Consider the following 19,452-nt stretch of genomic DNA (forward strand, 5'->3'; position numbering starts at 1 on the left):
TCAGCCCAATATGCCCGGCAGGTCCAGGCCCTTCTCGTGCGCCGTCGCGAGCGCGATGTCATAGCCCGCATCGGCATGCCGCATCACACCCGTCGCGGGATCGTTCCACAGCACGCGTGCCAGGCGTTTCGCCGCCGCAGCCGTGCCGTCGCAGACGATCACCATGCCGGCATGCTGCGAGAAACCCATGCCGACGCCGCCGCCATGATGCAGCGACACCCAGGTCGCGCCCGACGCGGTGTTGAGCAGGGCATTGAGCAGTGGCCAGTCCGACACCGCGTCCGAGCCGTCGCGCATCGCCTCCGTCTCGCGATTGGGCGAGGCGACGGAGCCGGAATCCAGGTGATCGCGGCCGATCACGATGGGCGCCTTGAGTTCTCCGCTCGCCACCATCGCATTGAACGCGAGCCCGAGCCGGTCGCGGTCGCCCAGCCCGACCCAGCAGATCCGCGCCGGCAGGCCTTGGAACTTGATCCGGGCGCGCGCCATGTCGAGCCAGTTGTGGAGATGCGCGTCGTCTGGCATCAACTCCTTCACCTTGGCGTCGGTGCGGTAGATGTCCTCCGGATCGCCCGAAAGCGCTGCCCAGCGGAACGGCCCGATGCCGCGGCAGAACAGCGGCCGGATATAGGCCGGCACGAAGCCCGGGAAATCGAACGCGTTCGCCACGCCTTCCTCCAGCGCGATCTGCCGGATGTTGTTGCCGTAGTCGACCGTCGGCACGCCGGCCGCCTGGAAGTCGAGCATCGCTCGCACATGCAGTGCGATGGAGGCGCGCGCCGCGCGCTCCACCGCTTTGGGATCGCGCTCGCGCGCCGTCGTCCATTGCTCGAGCGACCAGCCGATGGGCAGATAGCCATTGGTCGGATCATGCGCCGAGGTCTGGTCCGTCAGCAGGTCCGGCCGCACCCCGCGCCGGAACAATTCCGGGAGGACCTCCGCGGCATTGCCGAGCAGCCCGACCGACACCGGCGTCCTGTCGGCACCGGCCCGCGTGACGATCGCCAGCGCCTCGTCGATGCTCTCGGTCGCCTGGTCCAGATAGCCGGTGCGCATGCGCATCTCGATCCGCGAGCGCTGGCACTCCACCGCGAGACAGGAGGCGCCTGCCATCACGGCCGCCAGCGGCTGCGCGCCGCCCATCCCGCCGAGCCCCGCGGTGAGCAGCCAGCGGCCCGACAGGTCGCCGGCATAGTGCTGGCGGCCCATCTCGACGAAGGTCTCGTAGGTGCCCTGCACGATGCCTTGCGCGCCGATATAGATCCACGACCCCGCGGTCATCTGGCCGTACATCGCCAGGCCCTTCTTATCGAGCGCGTTGAAATGGTCCCAGGTCGCCCAGCGCGGCACGAGGTTGGAGTTCGCGATCAGCACGCGCGGCGCATCCGCATGGGTGCGGAAGACGCCGACCGGCTTGCCCGACTGCACCAGCAGGGTCTGATCGTCTTCGAGCCGCTTCAGCGTCGCGACGATCCTGTCGAAGCTCTCCCAGTCGCGCGCGGCGCGGCCGATGCCGCCATAGACGACGAGTTCTTCCGGCCGCTCCGCGACGTCGGGATCGAGATTGTTCATCAGCATGCGCAGCGGCGCTTCTGTGAGCCAGCTCTTGGCCGAAAGCTCCGGTCCCCGCGCGGCGCGGATGACGCGGCTGTTGTCGATGCGGGTCATGCGGGGCTCCCGGCGAATGCGATGCAGGATCGGAGGACGTCGCGCAGCACCGCGCGCAGCGGCGCGGCCCTGTCTTCGCCATAAGGCGTCGGCCAGTTGGCGTCGTCAGGCGCCTCCGGCTCGTCGATATAGCCGCGGCAGGCGAGCTCCATCTGGATGGCGTGTACGCCCTGCGCCGGCCGGCCGTAATGCCGCGTCGTCCAGCCGCCCTTGAAGCGGCCGTTCATGACGTGCGTGAACGACGAGTGCGCACACGCCTCTTCGACAACCTCGGCCAGGGCCGGATCGCAGGTCGCGCCGTCATTCGTGCCGATATTGAAATGCGGCAGCAGGCCGTCGAATAGGCGCGGAATGCGCGAGCGGATGGCATGCGCGTCGTAGAGCACCACTTTGGCGTGGTCCGCCCGCAGGCGCGCGATCTCCGTTTCGAGGGTGTCGTGATAGGGCTCGAAATACGCCGTCCGCCGCGCCGCGATCTCGTCCGCGTCGGGTTCTGCGCCGGCCCGGTAAAGCGGAGCGCCGTCGAAGGTCGTGGTCGGGCAAAGCGCCGTGGTCGCCTGGCCGGGATAGAGCGATGCGCCCGACGGATCGCGGTTCACGTCGATCACGCTGCGCGAAATCGTCGTCCGTATCGTGGTCGCACCCAGGTCGCGCGCGAAATCGTACAGGCGGTCCACCCACCAATCGGCATCTTCGCGCGCCTGCCGGGGCGATGCGAGCCGCGCTTCAAGGTCCGGCGGAATGTCGGTGCCCGTGTGGGGGAAGCTCACGATAAGCGGCGCCTCGCCGTGATGGATGTTGAGGAAACCTGTCATCGCAGGTCACCGCAGACGTCCGGCAGCGGGCCGACCGCGTCCGCCAGCGCGCCCGAACGCACCAGGCTGATCGCTGCGTCCATGTCGGGATGGATATAGCGATCGTCCTCGAGCGTCGGCACGCGTGCCCGCAGCAGGGCTCGCGCCGCTTCCAGCGCCGCGCTCGACCGCATCGCGCCATGGAAGTCGCAGCCCTGCGCCGCCGCCAGCAATTCGATGCCGATGACGCCGGACGCGTTCTCGCCCATCGGCAGGAGCCGGCGCGCCCCATGCGCCGCCATCGAGACATGGTCTTCCTGGTTGGCCGAAGTCGGGATCGAATCCACGCTGGCCGGATAGGCGCGCTGCTTGTTCTCCGACACCAGCGCGGCGGCGGTCACTTGCGGCATCATGAAGCCGGAATTCAGCCCCGGCTTCGGCGTGAGGAACGCCGGCAATCCCGACAGCGCGGGATCGACCAGCATCGCGACGCGCCGCTCCGCCAGCGAGCCGATCTCGCATAGCGCGATGGCGATCATGTCGGCGGCGAAGGCGACCGGCTCGGCGTGGAAATTGCCGCCCGACAGCGCTTCGTCGGTCTCGGCGAAGATGAGGGGGTTGTCCGACACGCCATTGGCTTCGATGGCGAGCGTATGTGCCGCCTGGCGCAGCACGTCGAGCGCCGCGCCCATCACCTGGGGCTGGCAACGCAGGCAGTATGGGTCCTGCACCCGCGGATCGCCGGTCAGGTGCGAGGCGCGGATCGCCGAGCCCGCCATGAGATCGCGCAGCGCCCGCGCCGTCTCGATCTGGCCGCGATGGCGCCGCAAGGCATGGATGCGCGGATCGAACGGCGTGTCGGAGCCTTTCGCCGCTTCGGTCGAAAGCGCACCGGTCACCAGCGCCGCCTGGAACAGCGTCTCCGCCTCGAACAATCCGGCCAGCGCCGCCGCGGTGGAGAATTGCGTGCCGTTCAGCAGCGCCAACCCCTCCTTCGGCCCGAGCGTGACGGGCTGCAGTCCCGCGCGCGCCAGCGCTTCGGCGGCGGGAAGGCGGCGGCCGTCGCTGATGATCTCGCCGACGCCGATCATGGTCGCCGCCATATGGGCGAGCGGTGCCAGGTCGCCCGAGGCGCCGACCGACCCCTGCGCGGGGATCGCCGGCGTCAGTCCGCGTTCCAGCATCGCGCCGAGCAGGGCGAGCGTCTGGGGCGCGATGCCGGACGCGCCCTGGGCGAGGCTCGCCAGCTTGAGCGCGATCATCAGCCGTGCCGTGTTCACCGGCGTGACCTCGCCGACCCCTGCGGCATGCGACAGGACGATATTGCGCTGGAGGATCGCCAGGTCGTCCTCCGCGATGCGCACGCTCGCGAGCTTTCCGAAACCGGTGTTGATGCCGTAGACCGGCTCGCCCTTTGCCAGAATGCGGCCCACCGCGGCCGCGCTTTCGGCGACCGCCGCGCCGCAGGCGGGATCCAGCACGGCGTGCGCGCCGCGATAGATCGCGCGCCATTGCGACAGGGCCACCGCGCCCGGTTGCAGGATGATCGTGCTCATCGGCCTCTCCACACCCGCATCTGCAGCGGATTGAACCCCATGCGATAGACAAGCTCCGCCGGCCGCGCGATGTCCCAGATCGCCAGGTCACAGGACTTCCCGGCTTCCAGCATCCCGATGCTTCGCGCCCGCCCCAGCGCCTTGGCCGCTTCGCGTGTCACCCCGGCCAGGCATTCCTCGACCGTCAGGCGGAATTCCGTCGCCGCCATGTTCATCGCCAGAAGCAGCGAGGTGAGCGGCGAGGTGCCGGGGTTGCAGTCGGTCGCCAGCGCGATGCCGACGCCATGTTGGCGCAGAAGATCGACCGGCGGCATTTTGGTCTCGCGCAGGAAGTAGAACGCACCGGGCAGCAGAACGGCGATGGTGCCCGCGCCGGCCATCGCGGCGATGCCGTCCGCATCGGCATGTTCGAGATGATCCGCCGACAGCGCGCCGAACGCGGCGGCGAGCGCCGCGCCATGCTGGTTGGAAAGCTGCTCCGCATGCAGCTTCACCGGCAGCCCGGCCTTTCGCGCCGCCTCGAAGACGCGCCGCGTCTGCGCCGGCGAAAAGCCGATGGTTTCGCAGAACGCGTCCACGGCGTCACAAAGCCCTTCCGCGGCAAGCGCCGGGATCAAGCCGTGGCACACGTTGTCGATATAGAGGTCTGCATCGCCGGCATATTCGGACGGCAGGGCATGCGCCGCGAGCAGCGTCGTCGTGATGTCGACGGCGCGCTGCGTCGCCAATGCGCGCGCCGCGCAAAGCTGCTTGCGCTCCGCGTCGAGCGACAGACCGTAGCCCGACTTGATCTCGATGGTCGTCGCACCTTCGGCGATCAGCGCATCGAGCCGGGGCAAGGCGGCCCGCACCAGTTCCTCCTGCGTCGCGGCCCGCGTCGCCGCCACCGTCGACGCGATCCCGCCGCCGGCGCGCGCGATCTCTTCATAGGATGCGCCGGCCAGGCGCAATTCGAATTCGTGCGCCCGATCGCCCGCGTAGACGAGATGGGTGTGGCAGTCGATCAGGCCCGGCGTGATCCAGCGGCCTTCGCAATCGACGGTCTCGGCGGCATCGAGTCCGGCCGGCGCGTCGTCAGCGGCGCCTGCGAAGACGATCCGCCCGTCCCGGCAGGCGACAATTCCGTCCTCCACGAGACCGAGCCCCGGCGGCACCATCGTGGCCAGTCTGGCATGGCGCCAAAGGCGGTCGCAGCGCACGCGTCCCTCCGGACGAAATTTCCACCTTGGCGGCGGAGCCCATTATGTCTAGACATATAAAGACCGCCCCGGAGGGATTGTCCAGTGGAGTCCCGCAGCGCGCACCAGGACGACGCCTGGCTGCATTTCGAGACCGCGCTCCTGCCCGGGGGCTGGGCCGACGACGTGCGCATCGCCGTCGCGGCCGGCGTGATCACGCAGATTCAGCCGGCAGCACCGTCGCGCTCCGGCGACGCGCGGTCGGGCGTCGGGCTTCCCGGCCTGCCCAATCTCCACAGCCATGCGTTCCAGCGCGGCATGGCCGGGCTCGCCGAAAGTCGCGGCGGCAGCGCCGACAGTTTCTGGACCTGGCGCGAGACGATGTACCGCTTCGTGGCGGCGATCACGCCCGACGATCTCGAAGCCATCGCGGCCTTGGCCTTCGTCGAGATGCTCGAATCCGGCTTCACCCGGGTCGGCGAATTCCACTATCTCCATCGCCGGCCCGACGGCGGCGCCTATGACGATCCGGCCGAGATGGCGGCGCGCATCGCCGCGGCGGCCCAGGACACCGGCATCGCCCTGACGCTGCTGCCCGTCTTCTATGCCCATGGCGGGTTCGGCGGAATGCCGCTGCAAGAGCGGCAGAAGCGTTTCGCGAGCAGCCTCGACAGCTATGCGGATTTGGTGGCGCGCAGCCGCAAGGCGGTCGCCGGCCTGCGCGACGGCGTCGTCGGCATCGCGCCGCACAGCCTGCGCGCGGTGACGCCGGACGAGCTCGCCGCGCTGCTGCCGCTCGCCGGCGACGGTCCCATCCACATTCACATCGCCGAGCAGATGCTGGAGGTCGAGGCTTGCGTTGCCTGGTTCGGCGCCCGTCCCGTGACATGGCTGATGGACCACGCCGATGTCGGCCCGCGCTGGTGCGCGGTGCATGCGACGCATATGGACGACGCGGAAAGCGCGCGGCTCGCCGCCAGCGGCGCGGTCGCCGGCCTGTGTCCGATCACGGAAGCCAATCTGGGCGATGGGCTCTTCGCGGCGCCGCGCTATCTCGCGGCCGGCGGCTCGTTCGGCATCGGCAGCGATTCGAACGTCCTCATCGACATGCGGGAGGAGCTGCGCCTTTTGGAATACGGCCAGCGCCTGCACGCCCGCTCGCGCAATGTGCTCGCTTCCGTGCCGTCCGTCGGCCGCTCGCTGTTCGACGGCGCGGTCGCCGGCGGCGCCAGGGCGCTGGGCTGCGCCGCCGGCTTGCGCGTCGGTGCCCGGGCGGACATCGTCGGTCTGTCCATCGATCAACCCGCCCTGGTGGGCAGGAAAGGCGACGCCTTGCTCGACAGCCTGATCTTCGCCCATGCGCGCATCGCCGACGTATGGGCGGGCGGCGAACACGTGGTCTCGGGGGGCGAACACCGCGCGCGCGGCGCCGTGATCGCGCGATACCGGGCCGTGCTGCACAGGTTGCTGGCGGCATGAGCGATACGACGTTGCACGACCGCATCCGCGCGAATATCGAGGCGCGCATCCGCTCGGGCGCCTGGGCGCCGGGTCATCGCATCCCGTACGAACACGAGCTCATGGCGCGCTATGGCTGCGCCCGCATGACCGTCAGCAAGGCGCTGGCCAGTCTCGCCGAGGCGGGGCTGATCGTACGCCGCCGCCGCGCGGGGTCCTTCGTCGCCCAGCCGCGGGTGCATTCCGCCGTCCTCGATATTCCCGATATCCAGGCCGACATCCTGGCGCGAGGCGACAGTTACGGCCTCAAGCTGCTGTCGCGCCGCCGCTACACCGCCAGGCGCACGATGCCCGAGGAGCAGATGTTCGATGGTGCCGAACTCCTTGCGCTGCGCTGCCTGCATCTGGCGAGCGGCACGCCCTTCGCCCTCGAACAGCGCCTGATCAATCTCGACGCGGTGCCCGACGCCGCGGCCGCCGATTTCGCTATCGTGCCGCCGGGCACCTGGCTGCTCGGGCATGTCGCCTGGACCGAAGCGGAACATCGCATCACCGCCATCAACGCCGACGGCAAGGTCGCCGGACTGCTGGCGCTGGCCGCAGGCGCGGCTTGCCTGGCCCTGGAGCGCAAGACTTGGCGCGGCGACCAGCACATCACCTATGTGCGCCAGATCTTCTGCGGCACCGGCTTCGACCTGGTCGCCCGGTTCGGCCCTCAATTGCGTCCCGCGACCGCTTGAACGGACGCCCCCGGCGGAATTGCGCATAGCCGGCGCCCTGACATACAAGACAGCGGTCTACCATATCGGATGTCCGCAAAGGCCGGTCGATTATGCCCGCCGCCGCCACGCTCGAATCGCGCTTTGCGCGCGCTTGCCGATGGACGATCCGGCCGATTGTGCGGTGCTTGCGCGCGTGGTGCCGGCGCCTGGTCTGGACGGCGCGGCGGCCTCGTCTGCGATCTCGACGACCGCTACCATCCGCCGGCCCATGCCGCTCCGGGCACGCGTCCGTTCCGTTCACGCTTTGAGGCTGCCGATCCATGGCGAAAATCGAATCCGCGCTGAGCAAGGTGCCCGCCGTCACGCTCGGCTTCTGGATCGTCAAGATCCTGGCGACGACCCTCGGCGAGACCGGGGGAGACACCGTGACCATGACCATGGATCTCGGCTATCTCCTGGGCACGGCGATCTTCCTCGCGCTTCTCGTCGTGCTCGTCGTGCTGCAGATCGCGGCGAAGACGTTCCATCCCGTGCTCTATTGGGCGACGATCGTCGCTTCGACGACGGCGGGGACGACGATGGCGGATTTCGCCGATCGCTCGCTGGGCATCGGCTATACCGGCGGGTCCGCGGTGCTGCTTCTATGCGTCCTGGCGATGCTCGCATTGTGGTATCGGACGGAAGGCACCGTCTCGGTCGAGACCGTGAACAGGCCGCGGGTGGAGGCGTTCTATTGGGCCACGATCACCCTCTCGCAAACCCTGGGCACCGCGTTGGGCGACTGGATGGCGGACACGTCGGGGCTCGGCTATCTCGGAGCCGCCGCCGTCTTCGCCGCGGCGCTCGCGCTCGTCGCGGTCGCATATTACGCGAGCGGGATCTCGCGCGTTGCGCTGTTCTGGGCGGCCTTCATCCTCACGCGGCCGCTTGGCGCGACGGTCGGCGATTTTTTCGACAAGCCGTTCGCGCAGGGCGGGCTGAATGTGAGCAGGCCTGTCGCCTCCGCCATCATCGCGGTCGTCATGATCGCTCTCGTCGCGCTCATGCCCCGGCGCGCGGGCGCGCATCCCGGCGCTGCCGAGCCGACTCGGCGCTGAGGCCGGCGGTGATCGCGAGACTCAGCCGCCGTTCAAGACCTCTGTCGCCTGCTCGAGCAGGGCGCTATAGGCGTTCAGAGCATCCGCCGTGCGCCGCACATAGGTCGGCACATCGCTCCAACGCTGTTCCTCGATGGCCTCGCGCACGCCCGGAAGCGTCTTGACGCCGTAGCCGGTGTAACGGCCGGGCGCGTAAACAAGGTTCCGGTACCAGGTGCGGCCGGGCAGGCCGGCGGACGACGCGAGGGTTTGCGGAAGCATTTGCATGAGCGCCCACAATCTTGCCCGGGCCTCAGGCGAAAGACGCAAGGCGTTCTTCTCGAGCGCAATGTCATAGTCGCCAGAGGCTTTTCTCAGCGTTTTCACGGCGTCGTCGAGGGCCGCGAAGTCGAGATCCGGAACCGGCTCCAGCGCTTCGGGAAGCCCGCTCGTCTTGGTCGGATCGGCGGCCAGCGCGAAAACGTGGTCGGCAATGAGCTGCGCCTGATTTGCGGCCGCTTCGCGTTTGCCGGCAGTCAGCACCTTCAGGTCGGCGACATAGTTCTCCACGGCGTCGGCAAATTCGGCTTCCCGCGCGATCGGAAGATCGGCATCGGCGAGCCGCAGAACGACGCGTCCGACGGTCTTTGCCAGCAACGCCGTGTAGACAAAGCCGGGATCGATCCATCGGGCGCGGTATTCGTAGGTGTCGTATCGCGAGTGGTATACGCCGCCCTCGCCGCCTTCCCCGCCGAATCCCAAATCGAGCGCCGGCAGTCCGAGGTGTTCGAGAAAGGCCGAGTAGTCGGAGCCGGAGCCCAGCGCCTCGATGGGCAGGTCCCTGGCGGCATCGGCGGCGAGCTTGGCTGCGGTCTTTATCTCGGCATTTGCTCCAGCTTCACTCGCCTGCGACCGCGTTTCCGCACGGGCGCGCGTGCCGATGGAGACATGGGTTTCCGGATCGGTCACCCCGGCCGCCACCAGATTGACGAAGTGGGTAAGATCCTGGTTGCCGCCGGCATGAAAGAAACCGCGTCCCGTGTCGTCGGTATTGATGTAGAGGACCGCCTTGCGCCGCAGCTCGTCGGCGTGTTCCTCGACCCACTCGGTAGAGCCGAGCAGGCCCGCTTCCTCGCCGTCCCAACTGGCATAGACAAGGGTCCGCTTCGGACGCCAGCCCCGACGCACGAGATCGCCGATGACGCGGGCTTCCTCGAGCAGCGACACCTGTCCGGAAAGCGGATCGCTGGCGCCGAACACCCAGCCGTCGCGATGATTGCCGCGCAGGATCCACTGGTCGGGATATTCGCTGCCTTTCATCGTCGCGATCACGTCGTAGATCGTCTTCTGGCTCCAATCGGATTTCACCACGAGATGGACCATCGCCCGGCTGGGGCCCGCCCGATAGGTGATCGGCAGCGCGCCGCGCCAGCCCGGCGGCACGACCCGCCCGTCGAGCGCCGCGAGCAGCGGACGCGCGTCGGCATAGGAGATCGGGATGGCGGGAATCTTCAGGATCACCGCGGCGTCGGCGCGTGCGATCCGTTTCGCGCCGGGCACCGATCCGATGCCGGGCGTCAGCGGGTCGCCGGGCGAGATCGGCAGGTCGATCACCGACCCGCGCTGGATGCCCTGCGACGGGCGCGCCGGCCCTTCCGGATAGGGCGTGTCGACGGCATAGCCGTCGTCCTTTGGATCGGAATAGACGATGCAGCCCAATGCGCCGTGATCCTGCGCGAGCTTCGGCTTGAGGCCGCGCCAGCCGGCGCCGTAGCGCACGATCGCGATCTTGCCCTTGACGCTGACGCCCATGCGCTCGAGCGCCTTGTAATCGTCGGGCATGCCGTAATTCACATAGACGAGCGGCGCGGTTACGTCGCCATCGCCCTGGTAGGCGAAATAGGCGGGGAGTCCCGGAGAATGCGCCGTTGCGCTCGTATCGCCGGCGACCGGCCTTTCCGTGAGCGTGGCCGTGAAGGGCCTCGATCCGAGGAGCGCCACGGTCTCGCGGATCGGCGTCGGGTAAAGGACCTGGAACGTTTCGATGCGCGCATCCCAGCCGAATTTGCGGAATTGCGCCAGCTCCCATTCGGCGTTCGCGCGGTCGTGCGGCGAGCCGACATTGTTGGGCTCCGACGCCATCTGTTTGTTCCAAGCAGCCATCTCGGCCGGTCGGACGGCGGCGTCGAACGCCGCTTCGAGAGCAGACTGGTCGAACCCCGCCGGCGTGGGCGCCGCCGAGGTCGCAATCAGCAAGAGTGACGTGGTCAAAGCTGTGAGGCGAAACATGTGGATTACGTCCCCGGTACAAATCTGAAGAGTGCGGCACCCGGCATCATCCGGCGCATGTGCTTAGTCATCCGCGATCCTGTTCTCCCGGAGCGGCAGGCCGGGTTCTTCCTTGCCGACGCGGACGCAGCTCAGGACCGATATCCGCTCGACGTTTGGCGTGTTGCCGAGAGCATCGGCGGCGAATGCGTCACGCTCGCGCGCATCGCGGAATGCGCATTTCAGGAGGAAATCGTGATGTCCGGAGAGCGCGAGACACTCGCGGACATTCGGCCACTCCCGTACCAGCGACTCGAAAGCCCGGAGATTGCGGTCCGACTGGGACACCAACTGCACCGTCACGAAGCAGAGCAAGTCGTAACCGAGTTTCGAACGATCGATCGTCGCATGGTAGCCGCGAATGATGCCCCTCTCCTGAAGCTTGCGGACGCGCCGCAATGTCGGCGGCGAAGTCAGCCCCGTATGCTTCGCAAGGGACAACAGCGAGGATCGTCCCCAACGTTGCAATGCGTCCAACAGGCGCAGATCCATGTCGTCGATCGGCAAGCGGCCGGCGGACACCCGCATCGTGTCGCCCGCAATATGCGTCGAGGCGGGGATGCGTGGCGCCGACGCGGTGTCCTTGTCCTTTCGGGATGGCGGGCGCCGGTCCACCATGATCAGGCGTCTCGCTGGCGCTTTGCGGCGGCGGCGCGGCCGAAGCGGAATGGCGAGAGATTTTCGGTGCACAGCCCCTCGCCGATGAGATCGGGCGGCGTGCTCTGCCGCTGTATGAGCGCGGCGGACAGCCGCGCCATTGCGGGCGCGGTCTGGATGCCATAGCCGCCCTGGCCGGCGCACCAGAACAGTCCCGGGACGTCCGGATCGAACCCCACCACGGGCACGCGGTCCGGCGCAAAGGTCCGCAGGCCCGCCCAGCTGTGGCTGACGCGGCGAACGTCGATGGCGAGTGCCGCCTGTACGCGATCGACTCCGATCGCGATATCCAGCTCCTCCGGCTGGGCGTCGCCGGGTTGGTCGGGGGTCTCGTCGGCCGGCGACAGGAGAAGCTTTCCCGCATCGGGCTTGAAGTAGAATTGCTCGTCGACGTCGATCACCGCCGGCCAGCGGCGAACATCCGTATTTTCCGGAACATCGACCAGCATGGCGGTACGGCGCAAAGGCTGCAGTCCCATCGCGCGGGCTCCGCAGGATTCGGCGACCTGATCGGCCCAGGCGCCGGCGGCATTGACGAGGGTCGGTGCCGCAATGACGTCGCCGCCGAGCTCGATGAACCATGCGCCGTTGCGCCGCTGTATCTTGGATGCCCTGCTGCCGGTCCGCAGCACGGCGCCTGAGGCGCGCGCACCTCTGAGAAACCCCTGGTGAAGCGCGTTGACGTCGATGTCCATGGCGCCGCGGTCGAGCATCGCGGCCGCGACATAGCTCTCGCGAAGCAAGGGGATCAACGCGATCGCGTCCGCCGGCGCGATCAGCTCGACCTCGCCGCCCGAGGCGCGGACTGCGTCGAAGGTCCGGCCCAACCGTTCGCGCTGATCACCTCGCGCGGGATAGAGGCAACCTCTCTGCCCCAAAAGCGGTCGGTCGCCGAATTCGGGCGGCGGATTGTCGAAGAAGGCGCGGCTGGCCCGCGTGACCGCACGGATCTCGCTGCCGCCATAACTTGGGGCAAATAGCGCGGCCGAACGCCCGGTCGCATGCATGCCCGGCTGCGGCTCGGCCTCGAGGATGCAGACGCTGTGCCGGTTCGCCAGTTCGTAAGCGATGGACGCCCCGGCGATCCCGGCTCCGACGATTATTATGTCGTACATATGTCTCCCACCGCGCACTGGTTGCGCTGCTCTGGCCGGGTCGGACGGGCCCGATCCGTCTCACCCGCCAATCTCCATCTGTGCCTCTAATGGCTCACTCTGAAGAAATTATGCCAAAAGAGACCGAAACGCCCGCATATTTCTACATTAAGAAACATATTCTCTTGACAGGCAATAGAGGGAAACGAATAGAATTTTGTCACAAATCGAAACCGGGGGCCTTACATGGCGTATCGATCAGTCACGCGTAACCGCAGGTTCGGAATTGCCGCATTGTTGATGACCACAGCGCTCAGCCCGATGGCGGCTTTGGCGGATACGGCGAGTTCGCCGAACACGATCGAGACCGTGGTGGTGACGGCGGAAAAGCGGGCAGTGGATATCCAGCAAGTGCCCGCATCGGTCAGCGCAGTGCCTGGCGCCGAACTTCAAAGGCTGGGCCTGAAAGGTCTGGACGACTACGCGCAGTATGTTCCTGGCCTCGAGATTCACCAGACGGGCTCGCCGGGCCAGGGGAGCGTAACGCTCCGCGGCATTTCCGACGGCCTTGGCGGCCAAGGGTCGCTCGTCGGCTATTACATCAACGACACGCCGCTCGGATCCAGCGGCAACTACGCGGACGCCGACCAGTTCTCGCTCGACTTGCTGCCTTACGACGTGGACAGACTGGAAGTGCTGCGAGGTCCCCAGGGGACGCTCTATGGCGCTGGCGCCATGGGCGGCCTGATCAAATATGTCCTGACGCAAGCGGATCCAAGCGGGTTCAGCGTGCGAGCCGGGGCGGAAATCAATTCGACCGGGGACTCAGGCGCGCCCGGTTATTCTTTCCGCGCAGCGGTGAACATCCCGCTGGACGACACGCTCGCCATTCGCGTGAGTGGTTTTGATCAGCAAGACCAAGGTTATATCAATAACGTCCGGCTCGGTTTGAAGGGCGTCAACGGCGATCAGCAATATGGCGGCCGCGCCGCCGTGACATGGCTTCCCGCTTCAAACGTGACCGTCAATCTCAACGCCATCTGGTATCGGCAGGATTCCGACGACCCGAATCTCGTGCGCCTCGACAATCTCGTGACGCACACGGATTCGCGCGGCACCGTTTTCTATACCGGCTCGCCGACGCTGGGCTCGCTGGCGGAAAACAATTTCTTCCGTGCTCCTCTCAAGAAGAACATCAATTATTATTCCGGTACGGTGAATTGGGATCTTGGCTGGGCGCAGGCAACGTCTGCGACGAGCTATGCAAAGACCACGACACTTCAGCCGTCGGACCGAACCGATACGTTTGGAAGCATGGCAGGCGACATACCCGCCTATCTTGGCTACAACTTCTCGCTCGACAAATTCACGCAGGAAGTCCGCCTTGCATCGCCGACCGATCAAACGGTCGCGTGGCTGGCTGGCGCCTACTACACGCGGGAAATCAGCAAGTTTGACCAGGCGCTGTTCAGCGGCCTGGTTCAGCCTTTGCCGCTGGACCTTGCTGGTACACCTTACGAAGGCGTGCAATTGCCGCTGAATTACCAGGAAGTCGCGCTGTTTGGCGACGTCACCGTCAATTTCAGCTCCAAATTCGATGTCACGGGCGGCGTGCGTTTCTCGCGCAACGACCAGCAGTTCCACGAGATCGTCGCGATCAACGGGGTAACGGCCATAGACGCGCCGGGCAAATCGGGAGAATCAAATTGGACGTGGCAGGGCAACGCCCGTTACCACTTCGACGACAACACGATGGCCTATGTACGCATCGCATCCGGCTATCGTCCGGGAAGTCCCAATGCAGCTCTTCCCGGCGGGCCGGTCCCGCCGCCGGCACAGTCCGACACGTTGATCAACTATGAAGTGGGACTCAAAGCCACGTTCCTCGATGGGAAGGCTGTTTTGGACATTGCGGCATTCGATGTCGAATGGAGCAACTTCCAGACCAATGTGACGGTCAACAGCCAGTCTTATCTCGGAAACGCCGGTAGCGCGTACAGCCGCGGCGTCGAGCTCGAAGGTTCCGTCATACCGCTCGACGGACTGCGCGTCGGATTCGACGGAGCGTACACCGATGCAGAAATTGCGAGCATTGGGGCCGGCGGAACAAATTTCCTGTTGGGCTACCAGTTGGCCGGCGTTCCGAAATTTTCTGGCGGATTGAATGCGGAATACACATGGGCCGCATTCGAGAACTGGCAAGCGAATGTCGGCGGCAGCATTCACTACACGGATTCGGAATTGGTGGCGTCTCCGACCGACACGAGTTTCAACACGATGGATCCCGCCTATACGAGAATCGATCTCAGAGCTGGATTGTCGAACGACAATTATCAGATCAACTTCTATGTTCACAACCTGACGGATGAGCGCGTCTATCTGCAACAGGCGGTGTTGAGCAGCGCATTCGGTCTGGGTGGCGGCGCTCCGATCGCCATATCGTCTTATGTCCTTCAACCGCGCACGATCGGTCTGTCTTTCGACCTCAAATACTAGACGTCGCCGGTCCTAGTCCCACACGCCGAACACTCCCTTGGCGGCGTGTGGGACCGGTTCGGCGTCGCTTGTTCGACCCGGCGCCGATCCCGATCGTTGGTTGACCGATGTGACGCACATGAAGACATTTGGTCCTGCCCCGATTGGCCCTGCCGGAAATCCTATCCCCCTTTCCGCGGCGATCGAGACGAACGGGCTTGTGTTCCTGTCAGGGCAGATCGCGATGGTCGATGGCACCGTTCCTGGTGGGATCGCCGAACAGACCGACCGCATCTTCACTTCGATGGCGGACGTCCTCGCCGAGGCCGGCCTGACCCTGGACAATGTCGCGAAAGTCACTGTCTGGCTTTGCGATCCAGCCGACTTCGCCGCCTTCAACGCCGTCTACCTGAAACGCCTGAAGCCGCCCTATCCGGCACGCTCGTGCGTGATTTCTCAGCTTGTGCTAGCAAATGCCCGTGTGGAAATTGAAGCGATCGCGAGTCGTGCCAACATGCGCCGATGAAGCGTCATCCACGAAGGCAGCGAGAGTACCATAAAATGTCCAAGCAGAACAGCACGTTAGGCAGTCTCATCAAGCTGCTGCGGCAGCGCAAGGGTTGGACCTTGCGCCAGATGAGCGAAAAGGTGGGCATTCCGTTGTCGACCCTGGCCAAGGTCGAGGCCGACAAGCTCTCGCTGACCTACGATAAGCTGCAGCAATTCACCTCGCGGCTCGGCCTGACGATGACCGAGTTCCTGGCACTCGGCGAGGCGCCGGTCGATGGCGGCAGGCCGAAGATCTTCACCGCACGGCGTAGCCTCACTTCGAGCGCGAACTCGATCCAGATTTCCACGCCGAACTATGACTACGAGTACCTCTGTGCCGACTTGCGCGAGAAGCGCATGGTGCCGATCATCACGCGAATCCGCAGTCATGACATCGCGCAATTCGGCGAGACCGTCCGCCACCAGGGCGAGGAGTTCATTTTCGTCCTGGAAGGCACGATAGAGGTGCATCTGCAATTCTACAGCCCGGTGACGCTCAAGGCCGGTCAGGGCATCTACATAGACAGCTCGATGGGCCATGCCTACATCGCAAAGGATTGCGACAGCGCGGTGGTTCTCGCGGTCTGCTCGAGCGAGGATCCCAATCTGGCGGGCGAGCTGATCAGTCTGGCCGAGAGCGAAGCCAAGCAGACCGCCTGACGCTCGTGGCGCCGCGGCCCCGAATGCCGTGCCGCGAGATCGTCCGCAGGGCGGTCGTAGAATCGCGCCGCGTTGAACGTGCCGCCGAAATGATGGCTCTCGCGGTCAGGCCCGCAGGAACGCGCCCTTCGTCAGGGAGACGAAGATCATCGGCAGGATGAAGATCGCGATCAGGATCCAGGACATCACCGTGTAGCCCTTGGCGATCAGGTCCACGAGGCCGATACCCTGCGCCGCAAAGACGGAAATCGTCAGCACCGCCAGGGTGATCGCGCCGCGCGCCGGCAGGTTCGCGTCGATGCCCGTCCGCGCATGCAAGGCGTGGCGGACCCGCTCCATGATGGCGTGGACCGCTCCGGTGCCGCTCTCGAGCAGCGCGAAGAAGATCATGCCCTGGAACAGAAGACGGACCACCGGGATGTCGATCTTCATCAGCAGGAAATCGGAGGGCAGTGTGACGGCGCCGACCTGCGGGTACCACGCGATCATGGACAGGAAGAAGAACAGTCCCGGCAGCATCGCGAGCGGTCCGGCGATAAGTCCCGCGACGATCGCGTCGCGCCGGCTGGTCAGGTGGCGCAGAACGGGAAGAATGACGACGGCCGCGACCGAATTGTAGCCGGCATAGGTGATGCCGCCTTGGAGCCAGCCGCTGCCGACCGGCGCGGTGGCCAGATGCGACAGGATCTGGCCGCCGAATTTCGACAGGCTCAAGCCCAGAAACAGCGCATAGGTCAGATAGAGCAGGATCGAGACATATTTGAAGAGCGGCTCGACCGCCTTGGGGCCTATGGCGACGACCCCCGCGATCGCCACCAGCAGCAACAGCGCGCCGGCAAGCGTCGGCCAGCCGAACAGCGCCTGGCCGATCGCGCCGCTCGCCGCGGCGAACACGGAAATGATGAGCAGCACGAACAAAAGATAGGTGACTTCGAACACGATCCATCCGCGCCCCAGGAGCTTGCCGAAGAAGGCGCGGTAGTCGAGCAGCCGATAGGCGTGCGAATAGGCGAAGGTCAGGACGCAGACGACGCTCCACACGAGCGTCGCCACCAGGATGGCGAGCAGCCCGCCGGTCGGCCCGCTCGGCAGGAAGAATTGCGCGAGCTCGCGCCCGGTCGCATAGCCGCCGCCGATCACGACAGCCTTGAAGGCAAGCCCCGGCAGGATGTAGCGCTGCAGCCAGCTCGGACGCGGTTGGGGTTGCGTGCTCACCTAGTAGTCGAGTCCGATATGGGTGAGATTGAACGCCACTGCAAACCACAGCACGCAGACCGATGCGAGCACGAGCGCGCCGCGCCAGATGAGCGCCAGGATCCCGCGCCGTGCCTGGACGCTCGCCCAAAATAGCCAAACACTTGCGGCACAGAGCAGAGGCAGCGCGACGATCGTCGCCACTTCAAGCACATAGACCCAGCTGCCCAGCGGATTGAAGGTCAGCGTGAGAAGTACAGACATCCAGAGACCCAGGATGACGAGTGAGCCGAGTGCGAACCACGACTGCGCCAGGTAAGCGGTACGTTCGGATCTTTGGACGATGCGGTCGGTACCGTAATACCGGCGCACGAGCCAGCCGAAGGGAAGCGACAAGACCGCGATGAGAAGAAGGAGCAGACTAACAATCAACGCTGGCTGCAGCCATGCCGTCGATTTATACCAAGGGGCGCGCTCGAAAACCTGAAATGGCGAAACTGCATCGACAGAAAACCGGACGACTTTGCCATCAACCACCTGGGCGGCCAGTCGCTCGCTGCCGAAGCGGTCCTTCCAGACGAAGGGCGCAACTTCCACCCAGTCCCGCGCCGCGCCGTCGGTACCGACGAAAACAAATCCGGGAACCTGAAGATGGCCTTGCGCATCGAGGCTGACCGAAGTTTGCGTGAAAAAGTTAAGTGCCGCGCGCGGCCCGGATTCCGAATGCTGCGATACAAGGTAGGTCCCGGTCATCGCTTCCGCATCCGCTGCTTGCGGCTTGAAGGTCGATGGAGCGGCTTTGGGCGTTGGGAAGTAGCGATTCATGAAATTGGCGATGAGGGCAGCCCGAAGCGTAATCGATGTCGCGCCGCGGCCCGCGCTGTTCACGGAGAAAAATACCCCCACATTCTGGTCCATGATTAGCCAGAGGTCGCTGTGGAAGGCCAGAAGGTCGCCGCCATGGCCAATGATGCGGTGGCCGTTCAGATTGGATTCGAAGAACCCGAGCTCCGCCCGGTCCAGAGGGGGAAGAATCGTGAGCGCCGTCGTGTGCATTTCCCTCGATGTCGCGGGGTCGAGCAGCGGGTTATTGGCTTCGTTCAAATGCGCGATCATAAAGCGCGCCATGTCATCGGCAGTGGACGTCGCGCTGCCCGCTGGCCGGAACGTCACCATCGCAAATGGCATTGGCGGGCTGGAGGGAACCGAATATCCCTTGGACATCAAAGGCGCGAGGTTGGCCGGCAGCGGTTCGCTCATCGTCGAATGCATCATGCCCAACGGATGGAAGATGTGGTTCTGGATATAGGCGTCGTAAGGCTCGCCGGACACGCGTTGAACAATGTATCCTGCGAGCATCGCACCATAATTTGAATAAGACGGCGTCGATCCGGGCGCATGAATCCGTTCCGGAATCCACTTTTTCACGACCTCGCCGAGGGAGGGAACTTGCGAACCGCTTGTGATCAAGCCGCCGAGCGCTTCTTCAAAACCTGCGCTATGAGTCATGATCTCGCGCATCGTGACGGGCTTGCCCTGGTAGGGCGGAATCTTGAAGTCGAGATAGACGTTGACGTCCTGATCGAGGTCGATTCTGCCGGCCTGCACCTGCTGCATCACGGCGGTCCACGTGAAGAGCTTCGAAACCGAGCCGGGCCGAAAAAGCGTAGTTTGTGGATCGACGGGACGCTGCGCGGCGACATCCGAATAGCCGAACCCTTTTTCGGTCAGGACCTTGCCGTCCTTGACGACGGCGATGACGGCGCCGGCCACACCGCCCGACTTCAGCGCATAGGGCATAAAGCCGTCCAGCCAGGTATCAAGGTCGGTCTTGGTCAGCACCGGGGGCGCGATCGCGGGATCGGACTGCGCGGGCGAGATTGAAACCGCGGTTAGCGCGGCCGCCAGGACCGCTCCCGCCAGCGAAATACACCGAACGCCACCCATTGCCTCACCCCTGACTGGTACTATCAGGACATTCTGTCTCTATATGGAGAATTGTCAAACGGTTGGGTCGTGGCGCGCCGGCGCATCTGCGTTGCG

The 19,452-nt window shown here is 65.6% G+C and carries 15 protein-coding genes; 6 read left to right on the forward strand and 9 right to left on the reverse strand.

Annotated features, from left to right (window positions below):
- Genes hutU through hutI form a run of 4 tightly spaced genes read right to left on the reverse strand, consistent with a single transcriptional unit; the run spans position 1 to position 5,217 of the window.
- Entirely contained in the window at positions 1-1,668 is a 1,668-nt protein-coding gene (hutU, locus tag WDM91_19135; protein ID MEI9996721.1) for a urocanate hydratase, read from the reverse strand.
- Positions 1,665-2,483, reverse strand: a complete 819-nt coding sequence (gene hutG / locus WDM91_19140) for an N-formylglutamate deformylase (GenBank protein MEI9996722.1) — start codon at positions 2,481-2,483, stop codon at positions 1,665-1,667. Before hutG ends, hutU begins: the two co-directional genes overlap by 4 nt.
- Positions 2,480-4,018, reverse strand: coding sequence for a histidine ammonia-lyase (gene hutH, locus WDM91_19145; GenBank protein ID MEI9996723.1), 1,539 nt, complete (start codon positions 4,016-4,018; stop codon positions 2,480-2,482). The genes hutG and hutH overlap by 4 nt, the downstream gene beginning before the upstream one ends.
- Positions 4,015-5,217, reverse strand: coding sequence for an imidazolonepropionase (gene hutI / locus WDM91_19150; GenBank protein MEI9996724.1), 1,203 nt, complete (start codon positions 5,215-5,217; stop codon positions 4,015-4,017). The genes hutH and hutI overlap by 4 nt, the downstream gene beginning before the upstream one ends.
- 84 nt (positions 5,218-5,301) lie before the next feature.
- Between hutI and WDM91_19155 the strand changes: the two genes are divergently transcribed.
- The 3 genes from WDM91_19155 (at position 5,302) to WDM91_19165 (ending at position 8,473) form a co-directional block, all read left to right on the forward strand.
- Positions 5,302-6,675, forward strand: a complete 1,374-nt coding sequence (locus WDM91_19155) for a formimidoylglutamate deiminase (protein ID MEI9996725.1) — start codon at positions 5,302-5,304, stop codon at positions 6,673-6,675.
- Positions 6,672-7,394: a histidine utilization repressor gene (gene hutC, locus WDM91_19160; GenBank protein ID MEI9996726.1), complete on the forward strand. Its 723-nt coding sequence runs from the start codon at positions 6,672-6,674 to the stop codon at positions 7,392-7,394. The genes WDM91_19155 and hutC overlap by 4 nt, the downstream gene beginning before the upstream one ends.
- A gap of 302 nt (positions 7,395-7,696) precedes the next feature.
- Positions 7,697-8,473: a hypothetical protein gene (locus tag WDM91_19165; GenBank protein ID MEI9996727.1), complete on the forward strand. Its 777-nt coding sequence runs from the start codon at positions 7,697-7,699 to the stop codon at positions 8,471-8,473.
- 21 nt (positions 8,474-8,494) lie between these two features.
- Here the strand turns inward: WDM91_19165 and WDM91_19170 are convergent, their stop codons facing one another.
- The 3 genes from WDM91_19170 to WDM91_19180 all read right to left on the reverse strand — a co-directional run bounded on the left by WDM91_19170 (position 8,495) and on the right by WDM91_19180 (position 12,552).
- The gene (locus tag WDM91_19170; protein ID MEI9996728.1) at positions 8,495-10,741 is read right to left on the reverse strand and encodes a M28 family peptidase; all 2,247 of its coding nucleotides are present in this window, start codon (positions 10,739-10,741) and stop codon (positions 8,495-8,497) included.
- Positions 10,742-10,804: 63 nt separating this feature from the next.
- Complete coding sequence (locus WDM91_19175; GenBank protein MEI9996729.1) at positions 10,805-11,398, reverse strand: Lrp/AsnC family transcriptional regulator; 594 nt, start codon at positions 11,396-11,398, stop codon at positions 10,805-10,807.
- A gap of 2 nt (positions 11,399-11,400) precedes the next feature.
- Complete coding sequence (locus WDM91_19180; protein MEI9996730.1) at positions 11,401-12,552, reverse strand: FAD-dependent oxidoreductase; 1,152 nt, start codon at positions 12,550-12,552, stop codon at positions 11,401-11,403.
- A gap of 279 nt (positions 12,553-12,831) precedes the next feature.
- Between WDM91_19180 and WDM91_19185 the strand changes: the two genes are divergently transcribed.
- From WDM91_19185 to WDM91_19195, 3 genes are all read left to right on the forward strand, one after another.
- A complete protein-coding gene (locus tag WDM91_19185) occupies positions 12,832-15,027 on the forward strand; it encodes a TonB-dependent receptor (protein ID MEI9996731.1) in 2,196 nt (731 codons plus the stop codon).
- Between the two features lie 109 nt (positions 15,028-15,136).
- Positions 15,137-15,532, forward strand: coding sequence for a RidA family protein (locus tag WDM91_19190; protein ID MEI9996732.1), 396 nt, complete (start codon positions 15,137-15,139; stop codon positions 15,530-15,532).
- 35 nt (positions 15,533-15,567) lie between these two features.
- Positions 15,568-16,215 carry a cupin domain-containing protein gene (locus WDM91_19195; GenBank protein MEI9996733.1) on the forward strand — a complete coding sequence of 216 codons (648 nt, stop codon included), beginning with the start codon at positions 15,568-15,570 and terminating at the stop codon, positions 16,213-16,215.
- A gap of 105 nt (positions 16,216-16,320) precedes the next feature.
- Here the strand turns inward: WDM91_19195 and WDM91_19200 are convergent, their stop codons facing one another.
- Together WDM91_19200 and WDM91_19205 are read right to left on the reverse strand one after the other, a co-directional pair.
- Positions 16,321-17,430 (reverse strand): hypothetical protein, encoded by a 1,110-nt coding sequence (locus WDM91_19200; GenBank protein MEI9996734.1) that lies wholly within the window; start codon positions 17,428-17,430, stop codon positions 16,321-16,323.
- On the reverse strand, positions 17,431-19,356 hold the full coding sequence (locus WDM91_19205; protein ID MEI9996735.1) for a serine hydrolase domain-containing protein: 1,926 nt from the start codon (positions 19,354-19,356) through the stop codon (positions 17,431-17,433).
- Positions 19,357-19,452: the final 96 nt, after the last annotated feature.

Origin of the sequence: Rhizomicrobium sp., from assembly GCA_037200385.1 — a bacterium.
In the GTDB taxonomy this organism is placed as follows: domain Bacteria; phylum Pseudomonadota; class Alphaproteobacteria; order Micropepsales; family Micropepsaceae; genus Rhizomicrobium.